Here is a 21674-nt window from a genome sequence, read left to right as displayed (position 1 = left end):
CTCCGGGACTTCATCCAGCCGTTCGTACAGTGCTTCCAGCGTAGAAAATTGAGCGATCAGTTGTGTGGCACTTTTCGGCCCGATCCCCGGAACGCCGGAAATTTTGCTGCTGCTTATCCCCGCAAGTCCCCAGAAATCAGCGAGCTGTTCAGGCTGCACGCCATATTCCTGCGCAATAAACGGCGCGTCGAGCCAGCGTTTTTGGAAATAGTCGCGGATTTGAATGGTTGGCGCGAGTAACTGGCAAAAACCTTTATCAGTCGAGACAATGGTGGCGCGATGCCCACTTGCTGCTACTTTTACAGCGAGGGTTGCTGCCAGATCATCTGCTTCATTTCCTTGAGAATGCCAACACGCCACGCCTCTTTTGGCGAAGGCTGCACGTAATATTGGCATTTCTTGATGTAAGGTATCTGGCATTGGCGCACGGCCAGCTTTATAGTCTGGCAAGACCTGATGTCGCCAGCCTTCGCGGCGGTCTTCGTCATCAAACACGGCGACAGCGTGGGTGGGCTGACTGTGTGTTATCAGCGCATCCAGAGCGTGCAGGCAAGTATCAACGCAGGGTGAGCCTTGAACCGCATGAATCCGGCGTATTAAATTCAGGGCATCAACGATAAGTAAATGAATCATCATGGATATTTCGCTTTCAACATTCGCTTTGCACACACTAACATTTCTGTGGGGTGACCGCGAATACGAAAGGTTGATTCAGGAAAGCCGCTCGCAATAAATACATTGCTAACAAATTAGGTTGCTATGTAATACCCATTAGCATTCGAGTTGCAGCCAACACCCCTGCGGCTTGAAGGATGATGGGGATATTTTTAATGAATAAAAAATCAGAGATAACAACATGAGTCATAGTTCACACCTTGCACAACGTATTCAGGCCCTACAACCGTCAGCAATCAGAGAATTGTTAAAGCACAGCAAAATGCCAGGCGTTATTTCCCTTGCTGGTGGCATTCCTTCCAGTGAGTTATTCGATAAAGAAGGTCTGGGCATTGCGACACAAAAAGTGGTCGCTGAGAACTTTAACGACGCGTTTCAGTACGGTTTGACTGAAGGTACTGTCGAATTGCGTCAGCAATTAGTCGGGTTGTGCCAGGAACGGGGAATTACCACCAACCCGGAGCAGCTGCTGATTACCTCTGGTTCACAGCAAGCACTGGATTTGTTGATGCGTGCGTTAGTGAACCCTGGCGATGTTTTTGTTGTTGAACGCCCGACTTATCTGGCAACACTGCAAATTCTCAGCCTGAATGAAGCCGATGTGAAATCAGTTGGTAGCGACGAGCACGGTATGAAAGTCGATGAGCTTGAGGAATTGCTGAAAACCACGCGTATCAAAGGCGTCTATCTGGTGCCAACGTTCGGTAACCCAAGCGGCACAACGTTGAGTGCCAGCCGTCGTGAGCAACTGGTCAAACTGGCCGAAGAGCATCATTTCGTCATCGTTGAAGATGACCCGTACGGTGCGATTAGCTTTACCGATACCCGTGAGAAAACCTTGCTGCAAGTCGCCACTGAACGTGGTAGCCAGGAAAACGTGGTTTATACCTCGACGTTTTCTAAAATCCTGGCGCCAGGGCTGCGTGTTGGCTGGATTGTGCTGCCAGAGTGGATGAAGCAAAAAGTGGCTATCATTAAGCAAGCTACCGATTTGCACGCCAACTCATTTACGCAATCACTGGTATCGGCGTACCTCACGCTGGATCGTCTGAACCCGCAGATTGAGCTGATTCGCGAAGCGTATAAGAAGAAGTGCTTGAGTTTATCGAAGTTCTTACATCAGGAACTGAGCGAGCACATTACCTTTAACCAGCCGCAGGGCGGGATGTTCCTGTGGGCCGCTTTCCGCTATGAATTTGATACCACGCGTTGGTTACAGCAGACACTGGAAAAAGGCGTGGTGTATGTGCCTGGTGAGTTCTTCTTTAGCGATCATGCAGACAAAAAAACGCTGCGTTTCTCTTACGCTACGGCCACAGAAGAACAGCTTTATGATGCTGTTCAGCGACTGAAGTCCGCGCTATAAAATAAAAAATGGAGCCGAAAGGCTCCATTTTATTATGCAATTAAAGAACAATATTAATGAGATAACTCGACTGGCTCATCGTCATTATTATTTTTGGCAGTACCACCCATACGTTTTGAATATAGTGCGGTAATAATTGGCACCAGAATCGCGGTCACAATCACGCTGGCTGCAACCAATGCCGTTGCAGAGGCGGCCACTGGCTCAAACGCTGGGTTGATTTGTGCAATGATAACCGGGTTTGCGACTGCCGCACCTGCGGCGGATGAAGCTGCAATCCCTGCGGTACCGTTGCCACCACCAATGAATTTATCTGCCAGAATCAACGGAATACCGGTGATGACGATAACAGCTACACCCAGCAAGATACCCAGCAGGCCAGTGTGCATAATCACATTCAGGTTGATGGTGTTACCTAATGCAAAGCCGAAGAATGGAATCAGTACCGGCGTTGCTTTGCTGAAGAAGGTACGGAAATCGTGGTCAAGGTTACCTAATGCAAAACCAATCAGGAATGGCAGAACAGCGCCGATGAAGTGGTGCGGTTCAAAAGAGCCCAGACCGGCTGCACCCAGAATAACCATGGTCATCAGTGGGCCAGATTCCAGCGACATCAGAACAAAAGCACCCGATTCTTCTTTAGTACCATACTGGTTCATCAGGCTCGCATACAGGCCGCCGTTGGTCATGTCCATCGCAGAAACGAGGGCCAGAACAGACAAACCTGCAAACATCCCCGTCTGAATGCCACCTTCAGGAATAAACGAGGCGGCAACCATTGCCACAACCCAGGCCACGGCAATTTTAGTCAGAACCAGCGTACCGGACTTACGCAGTACCGTGCCGGTTGCTCGTAGATCTATAGAGGCTCCAATACAGAAGAACCAAACCGCCAGAATGGGAACGGTGCCAGTGATCATCCCTTTAGTAAATGAACCAAAATATGCGCCAGTGTCTGGAGCGAAAGTATTCAGCATTGCCCCAAGTAACAACGGGACTAGCATCATCCCACCAGGAATGCGTTCAATGGTGGCTTTAATTTTCATGGTAATTCCTTATTATTTTTTCATTATATACAAAGTGTTAATGAAAAAATTTCGTAATAATTAACGGTGAGAGCCGTTTGTATTCCTTGGTTGTATAGAGTGTCAGGTCAGTGATGTTGTTTGCTCTGAATGGCTGTTTCATTAACCTTATCGAGTGATTTACCGTAGCATCAATGCCTCGGTGATGATCTCTCCAGACAAACTATCCATCCATTGGAATGATGATTCAATCAAATTGAAACAATATTTCAATTTGGATCACATTATTTTTCTATACAGGTGATAAACTGTCTAAGTGGTGCGGTTAAATGTGGATTCTTTGTGATCAACAATATTTTAATTGCTAAATTTTTATTAATAGTAATGAGTGTTTCTTTTATTGCGCTCATTAATCCCAGTAAGGAAAAGTAATGGACATTCGTCAAAGCATTCATAGTGATCATGCAAAAACCCTGGATACTGCGGGCTTACGTAAAGAGTTTCTGATTGAAACCATCTTTACCGCTGATGAGTACACCATGACTTACAGCCACATCGACCGCATCATTGTTGGTGGTGTGATGCCCGTCACTCGCACTGTGAGTGTTGGCGGTGAAGTCGGTAAGCAGTTGGGCGTAAGCTACTTCCTTGAGCGTCGCGAGCTGGGGGTTATCAACATTGGCGGCCAGGGCACCATTACTGTCGATGGGACTTGCTATGAAATCGGTACCCGCGATGGTTTATATGTGGGTAAAGGCGCTAAAGAAGTGGTGTTTGCCAGCATTGATCCGGCAAACCCTGCACGTTTCTATTACAACTGTGCTCCTGCTCATACCGCTTACCCAACTAAGCGTGTGACTCCAGCCGATGTTGCTCCGGTGACTTTGGGCGACAGCGTTACCAGCAACCGTCGTACTATTAACAAATACTTCGTTCCAGATGTGCTGGAAACCTGCCAGTTGAGCATGGGTTTGACCGAGCTGGAACCAGGTAACCTGTGGAACACCATGCCTTGCCACACGCATGAGCGCCGTATGGAAGTTTATTTCTACTTCGGTCTGGAACAAGATAGCTGTGTCTTCCACATGATGGGCCAGCCGCAAGAAACTCGTCACATCGTGATGCAGAATGAGCAAGCTGTGATTTCCCCGAGCTGGTCAATTCACTCAGGTGTGGGTACGCGTGCGTACACATTTATCTGGGGTATGGTGGGTGAGAATCAGGTGTTCGATGATATGGATCACGTGAAGGTAGGCGATTTGCGCTAGTCGATTTTTGGGTGAGGAGTTGTTTGTTTCCCCTCACCCTAACCCTCTCCCAAAGGAGAGGGGATTGTCCGGTTTTCTCCCTATCCTAAAGGCTGTCTCTTAGTCACATCTTTGAGGGCCGCTTCCTGCCAAGCCGGAGAAGGTTCCGTTCACCAGGCGAAAGTGTATTTATGTCGCCACGGAACCGGTGAACGTCTTAGGGTGACCACCGTCGCCACCCTAAGGACCCGGACTCCCGGCGATTGATTTTCCGGGCGCCTGGATTATCAAGGGGTTGGCGTTAACCCCTTGATACGTTCACCGTTTTCTAGAATTAAAGAGATAACTGAACGCACGGGTGAACGGAAAATCAGCGAGGCTTGCAGATCTTACCCTGACAAAATTGCCAGGGCGAGTTGTGTATAAGAGACAGAGCCTAAAGGAGAGGGGATTGTGCGGTTTTCTCCCTCTCCCGTGGGAGAGGGGCGGGGTGAGGGCAATGATCCCTAATCGCAGGAAACTTTCATCGCCAGGCCACCGCGTGATGTTTCACGGTATTTGGCGTTCATGTCCTTGCCAGTTTCGTACATCGTTTCAATGACTTTATCGAGACAGACTCGTGGTTCACTGGTACGGCGCAGTGCCATACGAGCCGCATTCACTGCTTTCACCGCAGCAATCGCATTACGCTCGATGCATGGTACCTGAACTTGTCCGGCAACCGGGTCGCAAGTCAGACCGAGGTTGTGTTCCATACCAATTTCAGCCGCAATACAAACCTGAGTAGGGCTACCGCCCAGTAACTCAGCAAGACCCGCCGCCGCCATTGAACAGGCCACGCCAACTTCGCCCTGGCAGCCCACTTCGGCTCCTGAAATCGAAGCATTCATCTTATACAACGAACCAATTACACCTGCGGCAAGGAAGTATCGTGCACAAGAGTTAGTGTTCACTTCACGGATAAATTTGTCGTAATAGGCCAGAACCGCAGGAACGATACCGCAAGCGCCGTTAGTCGGTGCGGTGACAACACGCCCACCTGCGGCGTTTTCTTCGTTCACCGCCAGTGCAAACATGTTAATCCAGTCGACAACTGCCATTGGATCGGAGTTGTTCTTATCGCTGCTGACCAACATTCTGCGCAATGCCGCAGCACGACGAGGTACGCGCATCTTCCCCGGTAGCACGCCTTCGGTGGTGATACCACGTTCAATACCGCTGCGCATCACATCCCAGACATTGGCAAAGTGCGCGTCGATTTCAGCCTGTGGGCGCATTGCACGTTCGTTAAGCATCATCAAACCAGACAGCGAAAGCCCGGTATCTTTGCAATGACGCTGTAAATCAACCGCGCTTTTATACGGATATGGGACGGCAACTTGTTGAGTGTCTTCCACGCCAAAATGCGCTTCATCAACGATAAAACCGCCGCCGATAGAGTAATACGTTTGGCTGTAGATAACGCTTTCGCCTGCGAGCGCGGTAATGCGCATCCCGTTTTCATGCAGTGAAAGGTTGTCTTCGTGGAAGTTCATGCAGCTATCGACCGGGAATTCCACTTCATGCTGACCGTTGGCTAACAGCAGACGACCGTGTGTATTCACATCCTGAATGAAATCAGGGATAGCATCGATATCGACAGTGTCCGGCAGATTACCTGCCAGGCCCATAATAATGGCGATATCGGTATGGTGACCTTTACCGGTGAGGGAAAGTGAACCGTAGACATCTACGACGACACGCGTGACGTTGTGCAAAATCCCTTGCGTTTTCAAATCGTCAGCAAATTGAAAACCGGCTTTCATCGGGCCGACGGTATGGGAACTGGATGGGCCAATACCGATTTTGAAAATATCGAATACGCTAATCATGTTGCGTCCGTTGCCTGAGTAACTTTAGAAGCGAAAAAACCGCCCGCATGAGCAGGCGGTTTAGAGCGGTTAGATGAACAGAGAGTATAAAGAGTAAGAGATAGCAGAAATAGCGACCAGACCCATAATTACCACAAATACATTACTGATATGACCACTGTATTTGCGCATGGCTGGGACTTTCTGAATCGCGTACATCGGCATCAGGAACAGAATCATCGCGATGATTGGGCCGCCGAGGGTTTCAATCATACCCAGAATGCTTGGGTTCAGAGTGGCAACAATCCATGTTGTCACCAGCATAAAGATCGCGGTAATGCGGTTCAGTTTACTCACTTCAATGCTCTTACCTTTACCACGCAGGGATTTGATAATCATCCCGTTGAAGCCTTCACGCGCACCTAAGTAGTGGCCGAGGAAGGATTTGGTAATGGCCACAATCGCGATAATCGGTGCCATCCAGGCAATAACTGGCGCGTTAAAGTGGTTAGCCAGGTAAGACAGAATTGAGATGTTCTGTGCTTTTGCTTCAGCCAGGTTTGCTGGAGACAGGCTCAGTACGCAGCTGAATACGAAGAACATCACGGTAATCACCATCATGATGTGTGCGTATGACAGGATGCGAGAACATTTCTTCTCAGCGTCTTCGCCGTATTCATTACGTTTTGCTACCGCAAAAGCAGAAATGATAGGTGAGTGGTTGAAGGAGAACACCATCACTGGGATTGCCAGCCACAAAGTCATCCACAGGCCGCTGCCTGTTGCCGGTGAGGCGCTGAAAGACATAGTTTCAAATGCGGCACTGCTCCAGTTAGGAATCAGATACAACGCCAGAACCATCAGTGCGGCAACAAACGGGAACACCAGAATGCTCATCGCTTTAACAATCATCTGCTCGCCGAAACGAACGATGGTCATCAGGCCAACGATTAGCAGCAGAGATAACAGCGCACGTGGCGGTGAAACCATACCCAACTGGTGAGTGATGAAGCTATCGACGGTATTGGTGATTGCTACGCTGTAGACCAGCAGAATCGGGTAGATAGCAAAGAAATAAAGCAGAGTGATGACTTTACCTGCCCCCACACCGAAGTGTTCTTCAACAACTTCAGTAATGTCTTCACCAGGGTTTTTGCCTGACAGCACGAAGCGAGTCAGCCCGCGGTGGGCGAAGAAGGTCATCGGGAATGCCAGAATCGCCATGATGAACAGCGGAATCAGGCCGCCAACGCCGGCGTTAATTGGCAGGAATAATACGCCTGCGCCAATCGCTGTGCCATACAGGCCCAGCATCCACATGGTATCGGACTTGCGCCATGAGCTTTTGCTCTCGGCTGCGGCAATACTGCCGGTTTGAGTGGTTTCCATCTACTACTTCTCCAAAGGAACATATTGATTCGAAATCTGAGTCAACCGCGATGTATTGCCATTGACCACTGAAACTAAATGCTGTTTCACGGCGCTTTTATAGTAATTTTTGCCAGTGATAATCAGAGGGCGGAAAGATACATTCATGACGTCAATTCATCAGTGATCAAGATCGCAATTGTAAGAATCCACTATTTGTGTGGTTTTTTGCAGTTTTTATGCCTGCGTTTGAGATTTTGATTGATATTTATACCCTTAAAAGTGTTTTATTTTAGATAATAAACCGTCGTTTCATTTTTATCGTGTAGCGTAATTGTCTGTATAAACACGGTTTCTGGAACGAGTGCGCACAAAATCATCACCTTTTGTGTAGATGAATATGCTGATACCGGTAACACTATGGTTGGAGGAATTGACGGTAATTTGTCAGAAAAAGTGGGAGAAATTCAGGAAAAAAAAAGGCGGAGTTGCTCCGCCCTGGGGATTCAGGTACAGATTTCGTAGCAAGGAATGTAGGCACTGCCTGGTAATTTCATGCGGTGCTGGGCAACAAAGCCTTTCAGCAGATCGTCCATGCGCTTCATCATTTGTACGTCGCCGTGGATTTTATACGGCCCGTACTGTTCAATTGCGCGGATCCCACCTTCTTTAACGTTACCCGCAACAATACCAGAAAACGCCCGGCGCAAAGAGGCGGCCAGTTGTTCTGCCGGTTGATCCGGGTACAACTTGAGGTTAGCCATGTTTTCATGGGTTGGCTCAAACGGGAGTTGTAGATCTGGCACAATACGAATCGACCAGTTAAAGCTGTAAGCATCGCCAGTTTCACGGCGATTCTCTTTCACTCTTGGCATCGCTTTTTTCATCTGACGTGCCACTTCAGCCGGGTCGTCGATAATGATTTGATAATGACGACGCGCCTGCTCACCCACGGTATTGACGATAAATTCGTCCAGTACGCGGAAGTAATCAGCACTCTCTTTTGGTCCGGTTAAAATTAATGGCAGCACTTGATCGTGATTGTGCGGGTTCATCAAAATACCGAGCAGATAAAGCAGCTCTTCTGCAGTACCCACGCCACCCGGGAAGATGATGATGCCATGCGCGATACGAACAAACGCTTCAAGGCGTTTTTCGATATCCGGCATGATGATCAGCTCGTTCACCAGCGGGTTTGGTGGCTCAGCAGCAATAATTGACGGTTCCGTCATACCGATAAAACGGCTTTCTCTGTAACGTTGCTGCGCATGACCCACCGCTGCACCTTTCATGGGCGCTTCCATCGCACCTGGGCCACAACCGGTACAGATGTTGAGCTCACGCAGGCCTAATTGAGTACCGACGCGACGCGCATAGAGATATTCGTTTTCGTTAATGGAGTGGCCGCCCCAGCAAACGACAAGGTTTGGCGCTTCGCCAACATGTAGTGCGCGGGCATTGCGTAAAATCGAGAACACCATATTGGTGATATTGGCAGGGTCTTCCAGGTCGAGATTCTGGAAGCGACCAGCGCTAGAAAGCTGGCCGTTGACGAACAAAATATCGCGCAACACGGCAAACAGGTTAGCTTGCAAAGCCCGGATGATTCGCCCATCGACAAAAGCGTCATCAGGCGGATTTATGAGTTCGAGTTTGACACCACGCTCGCGGCGCAAAATGTTGATATCGAAGTTTTCGTAACGCGACAACAGCTCTTTACTGCTATCCGTCTGGCTTCCTGAGTTAAGTACGGCAAGTGAACAATTGCGAAACAGTTGATAAAGGTCGCTACTGGCCGTGCGTTTAAGCATATCGACTTCCAGTTGCGACAACATATCCATTGAGCCTAGCGGGCTAATATGTGTAATCAAGTTAACTCCTTACGAAGCGTAAAGTGCTGCTCCCAATGATTACAATAGCCCTGGCGCGTTGAATTTAACAACCTGAAAACAACATTCCCTCCGCAGGCTGCGAGGTGTTTCGCACTTATTGACGAACCAGACGGCCAAATGCCGGATGGAAATCGGTATTTGTACGCCACGGGTTGATGTCCAGACCGCCGCGACGAGTGTAACGTGCATACACGCTCAGGCTTTGCGGCGCGCAGAAATGCTGGATGTCGTTGAATATGCGCTCAACACACTGCTCGTGGAATTCGTTATGCTGGCGGAACGAAATGAGATAACGCAGCAGCTTTTCGCGGTCGATACGTGGGCCACGGTAGCGAATTTGAACAGAGCCCCAATCCGGCTGATGGGTAATCAGGCAGTTGGATTTCAGCAAATGACTGACCAGCGTTTCTTCGACAATCTCATCGCCCGCCGCACCGCTCAGGTAATCGGCGTTAAATTCGTAATTCTCAATCGTGATATTTTGCTCATCAATACACTCGCCAGTGAACGCGGCGATCTCCTGGCCTTCAAGCTCATGCAGGCGGAATAGCACCACGCTGACGTCGCCTTGTGCACAGGCACTTAAATCGCGTCTTAAGGCTTCTTCGACGGCTTCCCAATCGGCAAATTGCGTCTGGTTAAAGCTGTTCAAATAGAGTTTGAAGCTTTTGGACTCGACCAGGTTTACGCTGTTGGCATCAAGCTGTACATGCCCAACGGCGACCTGCGGCAAACCGTTGCTGTTTAGCCAGGACAGTTCGTATAGCGTCCAGATATCGCCGCCACTAAACGGTAGGTTATCCGCCTGTAGGCCGAGTGGATCACGATTCAGGCTACGTGGTACGGCTTGTAATAACGACGGTTGGTATTGATCCTGGTAAGCGGTTGGCTTACCTAGCGTCAGGCCGCTCAGCGCCTGGTGTTTTTCATAAGACATGTGTCACCGATAGAATGCAGGTACAATTGGTCTTTATTGTACCGCACCTTGAGAGAGTGAGAAATTGGTGGATAACGACGTACGTCAGGCGCTGGAAGATTTTACGAATCGCTTTTGTCACGCATGGCGTGAACAGGCTGGGGGATGGCCCGCGAGTGAAGAACTCTATGGTGTACCTTCACCATGTATCGTGACAACAACCGGTAATGATGTGCGCTGGCAACCACAGCCTTTTACTCCTGCAAACGATCTCAGCGCAGTCGAACGGGCGATGGATATTGCTCTGCAAGCTGGTGCGCATCAGTTTTATACCACTCAGTATGCTGGCGACATGCCCGCTTTGTCTGGTCATCAGGCATTAACGCTTTTGCAGGCCTGGAGCGAAGAGGATTTTCAGCGCGTTCAGGAAAATCTGATTGGCCATCTGGTGACACAAAAGCGCCTGAAGCTCTCTCCGACTCTGTTCCTTGCTACCACGCCTGACGAAATGGAAGTGGTTTCACTTTGCAATCTCACGGGAGAAGTCGTGCTGGAAAAAATCGGCACTAAACAGCGGACAACACTCGCACCGTCATTGAGTTTGTTCCTTCAGGAGCTTCAACCGCAGGTTATTTAAGCGTTGATCGCTGCTGAGTTTGTGAGAGATCTCTTACACAAGCTGTAAGAGATCTCTAACTTTTCATTCGGAGTTTTATTAATAATTAATGTAATAGTTGTTATTTATTAATTAGTTGTGTTGATTTCTTGTCGCTTTTGAATGAAAGGAAACGTAAGCATTGGTTGTGAGTGCCTTGCGAGATTGAACGAAATAGAGGATTCTATGTCCGTCGACAGGATGTCGGGAAATGAAGGAGATGTCAGGATGATGTCACTTCATTGAAGAAGGGGAACACACCAGGATGGTGTTGCACGGAAGGCTTCATGATGAAGCAAGGAGCACTCAGGAAGAGTAAGGGACACCTCCAGGATGGAGAATGAGAGCCGAGCCAGGACGTTCGGTGGGTCTGGAAGACTAAAGGATATTGCATCAGGACGATGCCGGAACACCTCAGGATGATGGTAGCAGGACGCGAGTACGATGGATTGTAGGTCAGGAGACCACAGGACATAGTTGTCACGGACGAGCAGGGAGCAACAAAAGTAGCCGGATTAGCTGCGAAACGAACCGGGAGCACTGTTTATACAGTGCTCCCTTTTTTTATGCTTTTTTCACCCGCACTAAGAAATCATGAAAGTAAGAAGTGGTATGCTTGCCGGCTTCTTTTTAACTGATGCCTGAGGTTTTCATGGAACGCCACGCGCTGGTTCGCCAGCATCTACAGATCATCGAACAGGTTTTGCGTGACCATCAACTTTGGCAGGGCTGCGCCCCGAGTGCCGAAGCCTTTGAAAGCACGCAACCATTTTGCCTGGATACTCTGCAACCGACCGAATGGCTGCAATGGGTTTTGATCCCGCGTATGCACGCCCTGATTGAGGCGCAACACCCTTTGCCCGCTGATTTCGCCGTAGCACCCTATTACGAAATGGCGCTCGATGCGGCACACGCTGGCCGTGAGCCGCTATTAAAAGCCCTGCAAGAACTCGATGCGCTGTTTGCGAGCGACAAATCCTGATGCTGGAAATTATTTATCAGGATGAATGGCTGGTGGCGGTGAACAAACCCTCGGGTTGGTTAGTCCACCGAAGCTGGTTGGACAGGCATGAAACCGTGTTTGTGATGCAAACCGTGCGCGACCAAATCGGTAAGCACGTCTTTACCGTTCACCGTCTCGACAGGCCCACTTCCGGCGTCTTATTGATGGCGCTTTCCAGTGAAGTCGCGCATTTGTTATCCCAGCAATTTGAAAATCACCAAATCCAGAAACGCTACCATGCGGTTTCTCGTGGCTGGCTGGAAGATGAAGCGGTGCTTGATTACCCGCTGGTTGAAGAGCTGGACAAAATCGCCGATAAAAAAGCGACACAGAATAAAGACCCGCAACCAGCAGTTACGCATTATCGCGGTCTGGCAACGGTTGAAATGCAAGTCCCGGTTGGCCGCTACCCAACGGCACGCTACAGCCTGGTAGAACTGGAACCTAAAACCGGTCGAAAACACCAGTTACGCCGCCATTTATCGCATTTACGCCATCCCATTATTGGTGATTCTAAACATGGTGATTTGCGCCAGAACCGTGGTGCTGCCGAGCATTTTGGCTGTGAACGTTTAATGTTGCACGCAAGCCAGCTTTCGTTGACTCACCCGATTACCGGTGAACCTTTATGCTTAAGGGCAAATCTTGATGATACCTGGATGCAGATGATGTCACAGTTTGGCTGGCGCGGATTGCTCAGTGATATAGAAAGGGTTGAGTTTGTGGCGAGCAACGGCCAGGATGAATAATACAGCCGTAACGCAAGGAGTTAACTGATGGCCGAAGTGGGGATTTTTGTCGGAACAATGTACGGAAACTCGCTGTTGGTGGCGGAAGAAGCCGAAGCGATTCTAAAAAAGAAAGGTCATAAAGCCACAGTATTCGAAGATCCTGAGCTGGCAGACTGGCAGAAATATCGCGACCAATATGTGCTGGTTGTCACTTCAACCACCGGTCAGGGCGATTTGCCAGACAGCATCGTCCCTCTGTTTCAGGCAATTAAAGATGAAGTCGGATACCAGCCTGAATTGCGTTACGGTTTGATAGCGTTAGGTGACAGCAACTACGAACATTTTTGTGGTGGCGGTAAACAATTCGATACCTTGCTACAAGAGCAGGGCGCAAAACGCATTGGCACCGTGTTAGCCATTGATGCCAATGATCATCCTGAGCCAGAAGCTGTCTCCAACCCATGGGTTGAGCAGTGGGCTGCGTTGTTAGATTAAGCCAATATCCTGGGTGGATTAGCGCCAGCGACATCCACCACTTTGCAGTGAACCCTGAACGTGATTTACCCCTCCTGGTTATAGTGTTGTTTCAAAAATCGTGAACCATCCCGCAACGTGTTGGACAGACGCCATAAAGTGCTCATTTAGCGAGCGGTAAACTTGTGTCTTTGCACGATGAGGCGTTGTAACTCCCTTCATATACTTTCTCTCGGTCAAATATAAAAACCACAGATACAGATTCACAAAAATACTGTGGACAGGCCAATACCTCATTCTGATAACCCTACAAGTGCAGAATGGACTGTAGCTAAAAGCTATGTTTCAGGAGTGCCACATGAATACAATTAGCCAGGCAGCGAGCGTTGCTGAAAAAAGAACCAACGCTCGTTATTGGATAGTAGTAATGCTCTTCATCGTCACCTCGTTTAACTATGGCGACCGCGCCACGCTATCGATTGCCGGTTCCGAAATGGCAAAAGATATTGGCCTTGACCCGATTGGCATGGGTTATGTGTTCTCTGCATTTTCATGGGCATACGTCATCGGGCAAATCCCCGGCGGCTGGTTGCTGGATAAATTCGGTTCAAAACGCGTTTACTTCTGGTCGATCTTTATTTGGTCGATGTTTACCTTGCTGCAAGGTTTCGTCGACATCTTCAATGGCTTTGGCATCATCATCGCGCTGTTTACCTTGCGCTTCCTGGTGGGGCTGGCCGAAGCACCTTCTTTCCCTGGCAACAGCCGAATCGTCGCAGCGTGGTTCCCGGCACAAGAACGCGGCACCGCGGTGTCCATTTTTAACTCCGCACAGTATTTTGCCACCGTTATCTTCGCGCCAATCATGGGTTGGCTGACCCACGAAGTGGGCTGGTCACATGTGTTCTTCTTTATGGGTGGGCTGGGCATCATCATCAGCTTCGTGTGGCTAAAAGTGATTCATGAGCCGAATAACCATCCAGGCGTAAATCAAAAAGAACTGGAATACATCGAAGCCGGCGGCGCGCTGATCAACATGGATCAGAAGAAAGCCAAAGAACATATCCCAATGGCGCAGAAGTGGGCGCAGATCAAACAGTTGATCGGATCACGCATGATGATTGGGATCTATATCGGCCAGTATTGTATCAACGCCTTAACTTACTTCTTCATTACCTGGTTCCCGGTTTACCTGGTACAGGAAAAAGGGATGTCGATACTGAAAGCCGGTTTTGTGGCTTCTGTTCCAGCGGTGTGTGGGTTTGTCGGCGGTGTGCTCGGTGGTGTGATTTCAGACTGGCTGATGCGCCGCACCGGTTCGTTAAATATTGCGCGTAAAACGCCAATCGTACTGGGGATGTTGCTCTCCGTCAGCATGGTGTTCTGTAACTATGTCGAATCAGAAATGATGGTTGTCGGCTTTATGGCAATGGCGTTCTTCGGCAAGGGTATTGGGGCACTGGGCTGGGCTGTTATGGCCGATACCGCACCAAAAGAGATCAGTGGCTTGAGCGGCGGCCTGTTTAACATGTTCGGTAATGTCTCCGGCATCGTGACGCCAATTGCTATCGGTTACATTGTCGGCACAACCGGTTCATTTAACGGCGCGCTGATCTACGTTGGGGTTCACGCAGTTATCGCGGTACTGAGCTACCTGGTCATTGTTGGCGATATCAAACGTGTTGAACTGAAACCTGTCACGGTAGGGCAATCATCATGAATACTCAGGCAAGCCCGATTATTACTGATATGAAAGTCATTCCGGTGGCGGGGAATGACAGCATGCTGCTGAATATTGGCGGTGCGCACGGCGCCTTTTTCACCCGTAATATTGTGGTGCTCACTGATAACGCCGGGCATACCGGTGTGGGTGAAGCGCCAGGCGGCGAAGTGATTTATCAGACACTGGTGGATGCGATACCGCAGGTCGTCGGGCAAGAAGTTGCGCGAATGAATCGCGTGGTGCAAAACGTCCACCAGGGTAACCAGGCAGCGGATTTCGATACCTTCGGTAAAGGTGCATGGACGTTTGAATTACGAGTAAATGCAGTGGCGGCGCTGGAAGCCGCACTGCTCGACTTACTCGGCAAGGCGTTGAATGTCCCGGTTTGTGAGCTATTAGGGCCTGGCAAACAGCGCGATGAAGTCACTGTGCTGGGTTACCTGTTCTATATCGGCGATCGCAACAAAACTGATTTACCGTATCTGGAAGGGCAACATGCCCGTCACGACTGGTACGAGTTACGCCATCAGGAAGCGTTGGGTAGCGAGTCGATTGTGCGGCTTGCAGAAGCTGCGCATGACCGTTATGGATTCAAAGATTTCAAACTCAAAGGCGGTGTACTGCCTGGCGAGCAAGAACTGGATGCCGCAAGTGCACTGAAAAAGCGTTTCCCGGATGCACGAATTACCGTTGATCCGAATGGGGCATGGCTACTCGATGAAGCCATCGCGTTGTGCAAAGGCATGAGCGATGTGCTGACCTACGCTGAAGATCCCTGTGGTGCGGAGCAAGGTTATTCCGGACGCGAGATCATGGCTGAATTCCGCCGTGCCACAGGTTTACCGGTGGCGACCAATATGATTGCCACCAACTGGCGTGAAATGAGCCACGCAATCATGCTCAATGCCGTCGATATCCCGTTAGCCGACCCACATTTCTGGACGCTCAGCGGTGCTGTTCGTGTGGCGCAGATGTGCGATGAATGGGGCCTGACGTGGGGTTGCCATTCCAATAATCATTTCGACATCTCACTGGCGATGTTTACCCACGTTGGCGCAGCGGCGCCTGGCAAACCGACCGCCATCGACACGCACTGGATTTGGCAGGAAGGTGACCAACGCCTGACGAAAAACCCGCTGCAAATCGTTAACGGCAAAATTGCTGTTCCGGACGTTCCTGGATTAGGTGTGGAACTAGACTGGGAACAGGTGCAGAAAGCCCACGAAGTGTATAAATCCCTTCCGGGTGGCTCGCGCAATGACGCGACGGCAATGCAATATCTGGTGCCGGGCTGGAAGTTTGATCGCAAACGCCCGGCATTTGGCCGCAACTAATTCATCTTGATAACAAGGAATGAACAACATGACGACTTCAACCCCGAAAGTCACCGCAATGCAGGTTATTCCTGTTGCGGGTCACGACAGTATGCTGATGAACCTAAGCGGTGCGCACTCGCCATTCTTCACCCGTAATATTGTGATTATCAAAGATAACTCAGGCCATACCGGCGTGGGTGAAATTCCGGGTGGCGAGAAAATCCGTCAGACCCTTGAAGAAGCCGCCGCGTTGGTGATTGGCAAAACTCTGGGCGAATACAAGAATATCCTCAACCTGGTGCGTGCAGAATTTGCCGACCGTGATTCCGGTGGCCGTGGGTTACAGACTTTTGATTTACGCACCACCATTCACGTGGTGACGGGTATTGAATCGGCCATGTTGGATTTGCTTGGGCAGCATTTGGGCGTGAATGTGGCATCTTTACTCGGCGATGGGCAACAGCGTAGCGAAGTCGAAATGCTCGGCTATTTGTTCTTTGTCGGCAATCGCAAACAAACGCCACTGCCCTATCAAAGCCAGCCTGATGAGAAATGCGACTGGTATCGCATTCGCCACGATGAAGCGATGACGCCCGATTCAGTGGTGCGCCTGGCAGAAGCGGCCTATGAAAAATATGGTTTCAATGACTTCAAACTTAAAGGTGGCGTATTAGCCGGTAGCGAAGAAGCCGAAGCGGTGACCGCGCTGGCAAAACGTTTCCCACAAGCGCGTGTGACGCTGGACCCGAACGGTGCCTGGTCGCTTGACGAAGCGATTAGCATTGGCAAGCAACTGCGGGGTGTGCTGGCGTATGCAGAAGATCCGTGTGGCGCGGAACAAGGTTATTCAGGCCGTGAAATTATGGCTGAATTCCGCCGTGCGACTGGTCTGCCGACCGCAACCAATATGATTGCCACCGACTGGCGTCAGATGGGCCACACGCTTTCTCTGCAATCAGTCGATATTCCGCTGGCTGACCCGCATTTCTGGACCATGCAAGGTTCGGTACGTGTCGCGCAGATGTGCCACGAATTTGGCCTGACCTGGGGCTCACATTCCAACAATCACTTCGACATTTCGCTGGCAATGTTCACCCATGTCGCCGCCGCAGCACCTGGTAAAGTCACCGCGATCGACACGCACTGGATTTGGCAGGAAGGCAATCAGCGCCTGACAAAACAGCCTTTCGAAATTAAAGGCGGTATGGTGCAGGTGCCAACTACCCCAGGCCTGGGCGTGGAGTTGGATATGGATCAAGTGATGAAAGCGCACGAGCTTTATCAGCAACATGGTCTGGGCGCGCGCGATGACGCAATGGCTATGCAGTACTTGATCCCACAATGGACTTTCAATAATAAACGACCTTGCATGGTGCGTTAGACTATAGCTAATCCTTCTTACAAAAGAGATTTTGTAGGTTGGATTAGCGTAGCGACATCCGACGGAAGGCACATGAAAATTGTAATCGCACCAGATTCATACAAGGAGAGCCTCAGTGCTCTGGAAGTAGCGACACAGATTGAAGCAGGGTTTCGGGAAATCTTCCCTGAAGCCTGCTATGTGAAGTTACCCATCGCTGATGGGGGGGAAGGGACTGTTGAGGCGATGGTGGCCGCAACAAACGGTGACATCATTGAAGTGGATGTCACTGGGCCACTGGGTGACCCTATCCACTCTTTTTATGGAATTTCAGGCGACCGGCAGCAAGCCTTTATCGAAATGGCAGCGGCGAGTGGTCTGGAGCAAGTTGCACCTGAACTGCGTAACCCGATGAATACCACGTCGTGGGGAACGGGTGAGTTGATTCGTTATGCGCTCGACAGCGGCGTGCAAAGTATCCTGATTGGGATTGGCGGCAGCGCTACCAACGACGGTGGTATCGGCATGGTACAGGCGCTGGGCGCGCGTTTGCTCGACAGCGACGGCGAGCCATTGGGACTGGGAGGCCGGGAAGTTGCGCGCCTGGCTTCTATTGATATTTCCGGGCTGGATAAACGGCTGAAAGCGTGTCGTATCGAAGTTGCGTGTGATGTCACTAACCTGTTGACCGGCAAGGAAGGGGCGTCGGCGGTATTTGGCCCACAAAAAGGCGCCACTCCTGAAATGGTCACTAAGCTCGACCAGGCGCTGGAGCACTACGCAAAAATCATTTCCCGTGATCTCGATATTGACGTCATGACGCTTTCCGGCGGCGGTGCGGCGGGAGGTATGGGCGCGGCACTTTTTGCTTTCTGCGGTGCGCAATTGCAACAAGGTATTGAGATAGTCACTAGAGCGTTGAAACTAGATGAACTGGTGCGTGATGCAGATCTGGTGATTACCGGAGAAGGCCGTATTGATAGCCAGTCAATTCATGGCAAAGTGCCGATCGGCGTGGCAAAAGTAGCGAAGCGCTATAATATCCCGGTTATTGGGATTGCCGGAAGTTTAACGCCAGATGTAGCCGTGGTGTACGGCCATGGCCTGGATGCAGTTTTCAGCGTGTTGTATCGCATTTGTACGCTGGATGAAGCATTGAACGAAGCCGGAGATAATCTGCGAATGGCTGCACGAAATATCGCGGCAACCATTGCGATAGGTAAACACAAAACCTTCTGAATCCGCCCTGGTCGGATTAGCGATATTCGACATTAATCACCCACACGGCGCCTAACCGAACATCCGTTGGGCTTCTTTCGAGACATTATTCATCTCATCGAGTAGCTCAAAGAGTTCAGGCTCCAGATCTTCTGGCTTCACGCCACTGCGCAGTTCATGTTCCAGCGTCAGGCAGAGGTTTTTCAACCGTGGCACACCGCTGTAGCTACAACTTCCGTGAAGTTTATGAATGATATCAACCAACTCCTGCGGGTTTTCCCCGACCAGTTGTTCTTCAACGGTATTGCGGACTTCAGGTAAGAATGCCAGCAGCATCTGGAGGAGATCGCGCGCCAGATCTGGCTTGTTGGCGGCTTGTTGCAATGCAAGTCGCCAATCAAGAGTCTGGTTTGGGCTACTAGTTTGCGCAGCAGAATCGACATTCGCCACCAGCACAGGTGCGGCAATCGCCCCCGGCTGATAACGTAACAGCAGGCTATACAACTTTTTCTCTTCGATTGGCTTGGCAAGATAGTCGTTCATACCCGCGCTTAGCAGCTTCTCTTTTTGCCCTGCCATGGCGTGTGCCGTTACCGCGATAACCGGCGTTTGCTGGTGGTGTGGCAATTGACGAATGACTTCGCAGGCGCGAATACCATCCATCTCAGGCATCTGAATATCCATCAGAATGATGTCTATCTGCATCTGTTTTGCCCGCTCAATGGCTTGTAAACCGCTGCCACACAGCTCAACGTTTTGCACATGATCATCGAGCAATGCGCCGATCAGTTTTAGGTTGGCTGGGTTGTCATCAACGGCCATAACCGTCAGCGGTAATTTTTTGTTCTCAATGTTATCAGCCAGTGCCGGGTGCGCATTGAAGATGTGCTCAGCCAACAGCGGCAGCAGACGCGGTGCGGTGACCGGTTTCAGTAAGCAAGCAGCAACGCCTTCTTTTTTAAGCGATTCAGCATCAATCTGGCAATGGCTTGGCAGAGCCAGAATCAGGCAGTCTGTCATGGTGACGGCTTTCGCCAGTTTTGGATTTTTAATGGATAGCGTGTCACGGAAGGTGACCGGCATACCGAGCAGCATAATGTCGTAGTGCGCTTCGGCGAGGGCGGTAAACGTTGGGCTATACACCACCTCAAGCGGCGTATTGGCTAAAATGTTGAGCGTGCTTTGTGCCGCAGAAGCATTTTGTTCGATATAAGCGATGCGTTTGCCCGCCAGATTCTCGGTCGAATAACCGTCCAGCACCGCGTTAGAGTTCAGGTCCAGATTGATATAAAACCAGAAAGTAGAACCTTGATTTGGCTGGCTATGGAACGAGATATCCCCGCCCATTTCACTGACCAATTTCTGAGTGATAACCAGCCCCAGCCCGGTGCCACCATGACGCCGTGAAATACTGGCATCAGCCTGACGAAACGCCTGGAACAGACGCGACTGCTCCTGTTCAGGAATACCAATACCAGTATCATGAATGCGCATCTCAACCTGGACTTTATTGTTTCCTTGCGAGCGCTTCTCGACCACCAAATCAATATTGCCGCTCTCGGTAAACTTAATCGCATTTCCCACCAGGTTGGTCACTACTTGCTGCAAGCGCAGTGGGTCGCCAATCACGTTATCCGGCACATCGTTTTTAATGTTCAGCGTCAGCTCCAGACCTTTGTCATGGGCTGAATGCGCCAGCAATGTCACGACTTCATCGAGCGTATTACGCAGCGGGAATGGAATGCTTTCCAGAATCAGTTTACCCGCTTCCAGTTTGGAGAAGTCCAGCACGTCATTGATGATGGTGAGCAGGTTATTGGCTGAACGTTCGATGGTATACAGATGGTCGCGCTGGGTGGCATTCAAATCTGTTTTCAGCGTCAAACGAGTAAAGCCAATCACCCCATTGAGCGGCGTGCGCAGTTCGTGCGACATATTGGCGAGGAATTCAGACTTAATACGTGCAGCTTCCTGCGCGCGTTTCTTGGCGAGATCCAGTTCAACGTTCTGGATTTCCATCTGCTCAAGTGTTTCGCGCAGGTCAGAAGTGGCCTGGTCAATATTGTGCTGCATCTCTTCGTGATAGGCGGTCAACGACATCGCCATCGAATTGATACCGTTTTTCAGCATATCCAATTCGCCGAGCATGAAACCTTCGACGCGGCTATCGAGTTGACCGCGGCGTATCCGGTCGACGGTATTCACCATGTTACGGATTGGCCCTGTGACATCGCGCATCAGGCGATAAGCGAACAGCATGGCAATGCCAACGCAGAACAACATCATCAACGTCGAGATAAAAATTTCCCGGTATTGCTGCAAACGCACCGATTTCAGGTCGAGCTCAATCGCGACATAGCCGAGCGAATTGCCCGCAGGCTTAGCGTCGGTCACTTCAGATTCGTCTGGTGAATAACTTTCAGAAATAATGGGTGTGCGCAGAATTATTGAATCACCGTGACGTGAAATGCTCAGGCTGTGCGGCGGTTTTTCATGGTTTGGTAGCTTCAGTACCGAAGCATTTAACTGATAATTCGAGGTGACAAACAGCTTGTTGTTTTCATCGAATACTGAAATTGCCCGCACAATATCGGAGTGGCGGCGGTGCAACACACTGACCAACTGGCGTATCGATTCGCGGCTATGGAAACTCATGCCATATTCGCTGGCAACTGCCAGCGGCTCGATAATGTTGGCACCCGAGTCTTCGAGCTGACGCTGCAAGTCGTTGTAGCGATGGACGACAAAAAAGATACTGAGCAATAAACCGATCATTAATGTCGGTGCCAGAATCAGGATCATCATGCGTGCGCGCAGGCTGTAGTTGGTCATGGGGTTCCGATATGGGACAATTG

General features: G+C 50.2%; 17 protein-coding genes. 10 read left to right on the top strand and 7 right to left on the bottom strand.

Features of this window, described 5'->3' with window-relative positions:
* The coding region (gene xni, locus MES37_RS10220; RefSeq protein WP_237931254.1) for a flap endonuclease Xni at window positions 1-636 on the bottom strand (636 nt) is incomplete at its 3' end.
* A gap of 220 nt (window positions 637-856) precedes the next feature.
* On the opposite strand from xni, the gene MES37_RS10215 reads away from it, so the two are divergent.
* Window positions 857-2041, top strand: a complete 1185-nt coding sequence (locus tag MES37_RS10215; RefSeq protein WP_064543837.1) for an aminotransferase-like domain-containing protein — start codon at window positions 857-859, stop codon at window positions 2039-2041.
* 53 nt (window positions 2042-2094) lie between these two features.
* On the opposite strand, the gene kdgT is transcribed toward MES37_RS10215, so the two are convergent.
* Complete coding sequence (gene kdgT, locus MES37_RS10210; RefSeq protein WP_064543839.1) at window positions 2095-3087, bottom strand: 2-keto-3-deoxygluconate transporter; 993 nt, start codon at window positions 3085-3087, stop codon at window positions 2095-2097.
* A gap of 410 nt (window positions 3088-3497) precedes the next feature.
* Between kdgT and kduI the strand changes: the two genes are divergently transcribed.
* On the top strand, window positions 3498-4334 hold the full coding sequence (gene kduI / locus MES37_RS10205; RefSeq protein WP_232886954.1) for a 5-dehydro-4-deoxy-D-glucuronate isomerase: 837 nt from the start codon (window positions 3498-3500) through the stop codon (window positions 4332-4334).
* A gap of 485 nt (window positions 4335-4819) precedes the next feature.
* Here the strand turns inward: kduI and MES37_RS10200 are convergent, their stop codons facing one another.
* The 4 genes from MES37_RS10200 to queF form a co-directional block, all read right to left on the bottom strand.
* On the bottom strand, window positions 4820-6184 hold the full coding sequence (locus MES37_RS10200) for an L-serine ammonia-lyase (RefSeq protein WP_121815000.1): 1365 nt from the start codon (window positions 6182-6184) through the stop codon (window positions 4820-4822).
* 69 nt (window positions 6185-6253) lie between these two features.
* Window positions 6254-7552: an HAAAP family serine/threonine permease gene (locus MES37_RS10195; protein WP_064543846.1), complete on the bottom strand. Its 1299-nt coding sequence runs from the start codon at window positions 7550-7552 to the stop codon at window positions 6254-6256.
* Between the two features lie 485 nt (window positions 7553-8037).
* Window positions 8038-9402 (bottom strand): nucleotide 5'-monophosphate nucleosidase PpnN, encoded by a 1365-nt coding sequence (gene ppnN, locus MES37_RS10190; protein WP_121815002.1) that lies wholly within the window; start codon window positions 9400-9402, stop codon window positions 8038-8040.
* A 115-nt stretch (window positions 9403-9517) separates the two neighbouring features.
* Window positions 9518-10360: an NADPH-dependent 7-cyano-7-deazaguanine reductase QueF gene (gene queF, locus MES37_RS10185; RefSeq protein WP_121815003.1), complete on the bottom strand. Its 843-nt coding sequence runs from the start codon at window positions 10358-10360 to the stop codon at window positions 9518-9520.
* A gap of 67 nt (window positions 10361-10427) precedes the next feature.
* Between queF and syd the strand changes: the two genes are divergently transcribed.
* The 8 genes from syd to MES37_RS10145 all read left to right on the top strand — a co-directional run bounded on the left by syd (window position 10428) and on the right by MES37_RS10145 (window position 18840).
* Window positions 10428-10976: a SecY-interacting protein gene (gene syd, locus MES37_RS10180; protein WP_064543852.1), complete on the top strand. Its 549-nt coding sequence runs from the start codon at window positions 10428-10430 to the stop codon at window positions 10974-10976.
* A 670-nt stretch (window positions 10977-11646) separates the two neighbouring features.
* Window positions 11647-11976 (top strand): YqcC family protein, encoded by a 330-nt coding sequence (locus tag MES37_RS10175; RefSeq protein WP_121815004.1) that lies wholly within the window; start codon window positions 11647-11649, stop codon window positions 11974-11976.
* Window positions 11976-12746, top strand: coding sequence for a tRNA pseudouridine(65) synthase TruC (truC, locus tag MES37_RS10170; RefSeq protein WP_064543856.1), 771 nt, complete (start codon window positions 11976-11978; stop codon window positions 12744-12746). Before MES37_RS10175 ends, truC begins: the two co-directional genes overlap by 1 nt.
* Before the next feature lie 27 nt (window positions 12747-12773).
* Window positions 12774-13223, top strand: coding sequence for a flavodoxin (locus MES37_RS10165; protein ID WP_064543857.1), 450 nt, complete (start codon window positions 12774-12776; stop codon window positions 13221-13223).
* Between the two features lie 337 nt (window positions 13224-13560).
* Entirely contained in the window at window positions 13561-14922 is a 1362-nt protein-coding gene (locus MES37_RS10160) for an MFS transporter (protein ID WP_232886953.1), read from the top strand.
* On the top strand, window positions 14919-16259 hold the full coding sequence (locus MES37_RS10155) for a glucarate dehydratase family protein (protein ID WP_237931253.1): 1341 nt from the start codon (window positions 14919-14921) through the stop codon (window positions 16257-16259). The genes MES37_RS10160 and MES37_RS10155 overlap by 4 nt, the downstream gene beginning before the upstream one ends.
* A 28-nt stretch (window positions 16260-16287) precedes the next feature.
* The gene (gene gudD / locus MES37_RS10150) at window positions 16288-17622 is read left to right on the top strand and encodes a glucarate dehydratase (RefSeq protein WP_133523155.1); all 1335 of its coding nucleotides are present in this window, start codon (window positions 16288-16290) and stop codon (window positions 17620-17622) included.
* Between the two features lie 72 nt (window positions 17623-17694).
* Complete coding sequence (locus MES37_RS10145; RefSeq protein WP_133523156.1) at window positions 17695-18840, top strand: glycerate kinase; 1146 nt, start codon at window positions 17695-17697, stop codon at window positions 18838-18840.
* 51 nt (window positions 18841-18891) lie between these two features.
* Here MES37_RS10145 and barA read toward each other — a convergent pair whose 3' ends face one another.
* Window positions 18892-21651: a two-component sensor histidine kinase BarA gene (barA, locus tag MES37_RS10140; RefSeq protein WP_237931249.1), complete on the bottom strand. Its 2760-nt coding sequence runs from the start codon at window positions 21649-21651 to the stop codon at window positions 18892-18894.
* Between the last annotated feature and the right edge of the window lie 23 nt (window positions 21652-21674).

This window comes from Buttiauxella sp. S19-1 (genome assembly GCF_022134725.1).
Classification (GTDB): domain Bacteria; phylum Pseudomonadota; class Gammaproteobacteria; order Enterobacterales; family Enterobacteriaceae; genus Buttiauxella; species Buttiauxella ferragutiae.
Note: the sequence above shows the minus strand (reverse complement) of the source record. Positions and strands in the feature narration are given on the sequence as shown.

Bases quoted from the DNA above. Each gene is read 5' to 3' on its own strand.
- truC (WP_064543856.1), top strand. From the start codon at position 11,976: ATGCTGGAAATTATTTATCAGGATGAATGGCTGGTGGCGGTGAACAAA.
- kduI (WP_232886954.1), top strand. From the start codon at position 3,498: ATGGACATTCGTCAAAGCATTCATAGTGATCATGCAAAAACCCTGGAT.
- queF (WP_121815003.1), bottom strand. From the start codon at position 10,360: ATGTCTTATGAAAAACACCAGGCGCTGAGCGGCCTGACGCTAGGTAAG.
- MES37_RS10165 (WP_064543857.1), top strand. From the start codon at position 12,774: ATGGCCGAAGTGGGGATTTTTGTCGGAACAATGTACGGAAACTCGCTG.
- MES37_RS10155 (WP_237931253.1), top strand. From the start codon at position 14,919: ATGAATACTCAGGCAAGCCCGATTATTACTGATATGAAAGTCATTCCG.
- barA (WP_237931249.1), bottom strand. From the start codon at position 21,651: ATGACCAACTACAGCCTGCGCGCACGCATGATGATCCTGATTCTGGCA.
- MES37_RS10215 (WP_064543837.1), top strand. From the start codon at position 857: ATGAGTCATAGTTCACACCTTGCACAACGTATTCAGGCCCTACAACCG.
- MES37_RS10200 (WP_121815000.1), bottom strand. From the start codon at position 6,184: ATGATTAGCGTATTCGATATTTTCAAAATCGGTATTGGCCCATCCAGT.
- MES37_RS10160 (WP_232886953.1), top strand. From the start codon at position 13,561: ATGAATACAATTAGCCAGGCAGCGAGCGTTGCTGAAAAAAGAACCAAC.
- MES37_RS10175 (WP_121815004.1), top strand. From the start codon at position 11,647: ATGGAACGCCACGCGCTGGTTCGCCAGCATCTACAGATCATCGAACAG.
- gudD (WP_133523155.1), top strand. From the start codon at position 16,288: ATGACGACTTCAACCCCGAAAGTCACCGCAATGCAGGTTATTCCTGTT.
- kdgT (WP_064543839.1), bottom strand. From the start codon at position 3,087: ATGAAAATTAAAGCCACCATTGAACGCATTCCTGGTGGGATGATGCTA.
- MES37_RS10145 (WP_133523156.1), top strand. From the start codon at position 17,695: ATGAAAATTGTAATCGCACCAGATTCATACAAGGAGAGCCTCAGTGCT.
- MES37_RS10195 (WP_064543846.1), bottom strand. From the start codon at position 7,552: ATGGAAACCACTCAAACCGGCAGTATTGCCGCAGCCGAGAGCAAAAGC.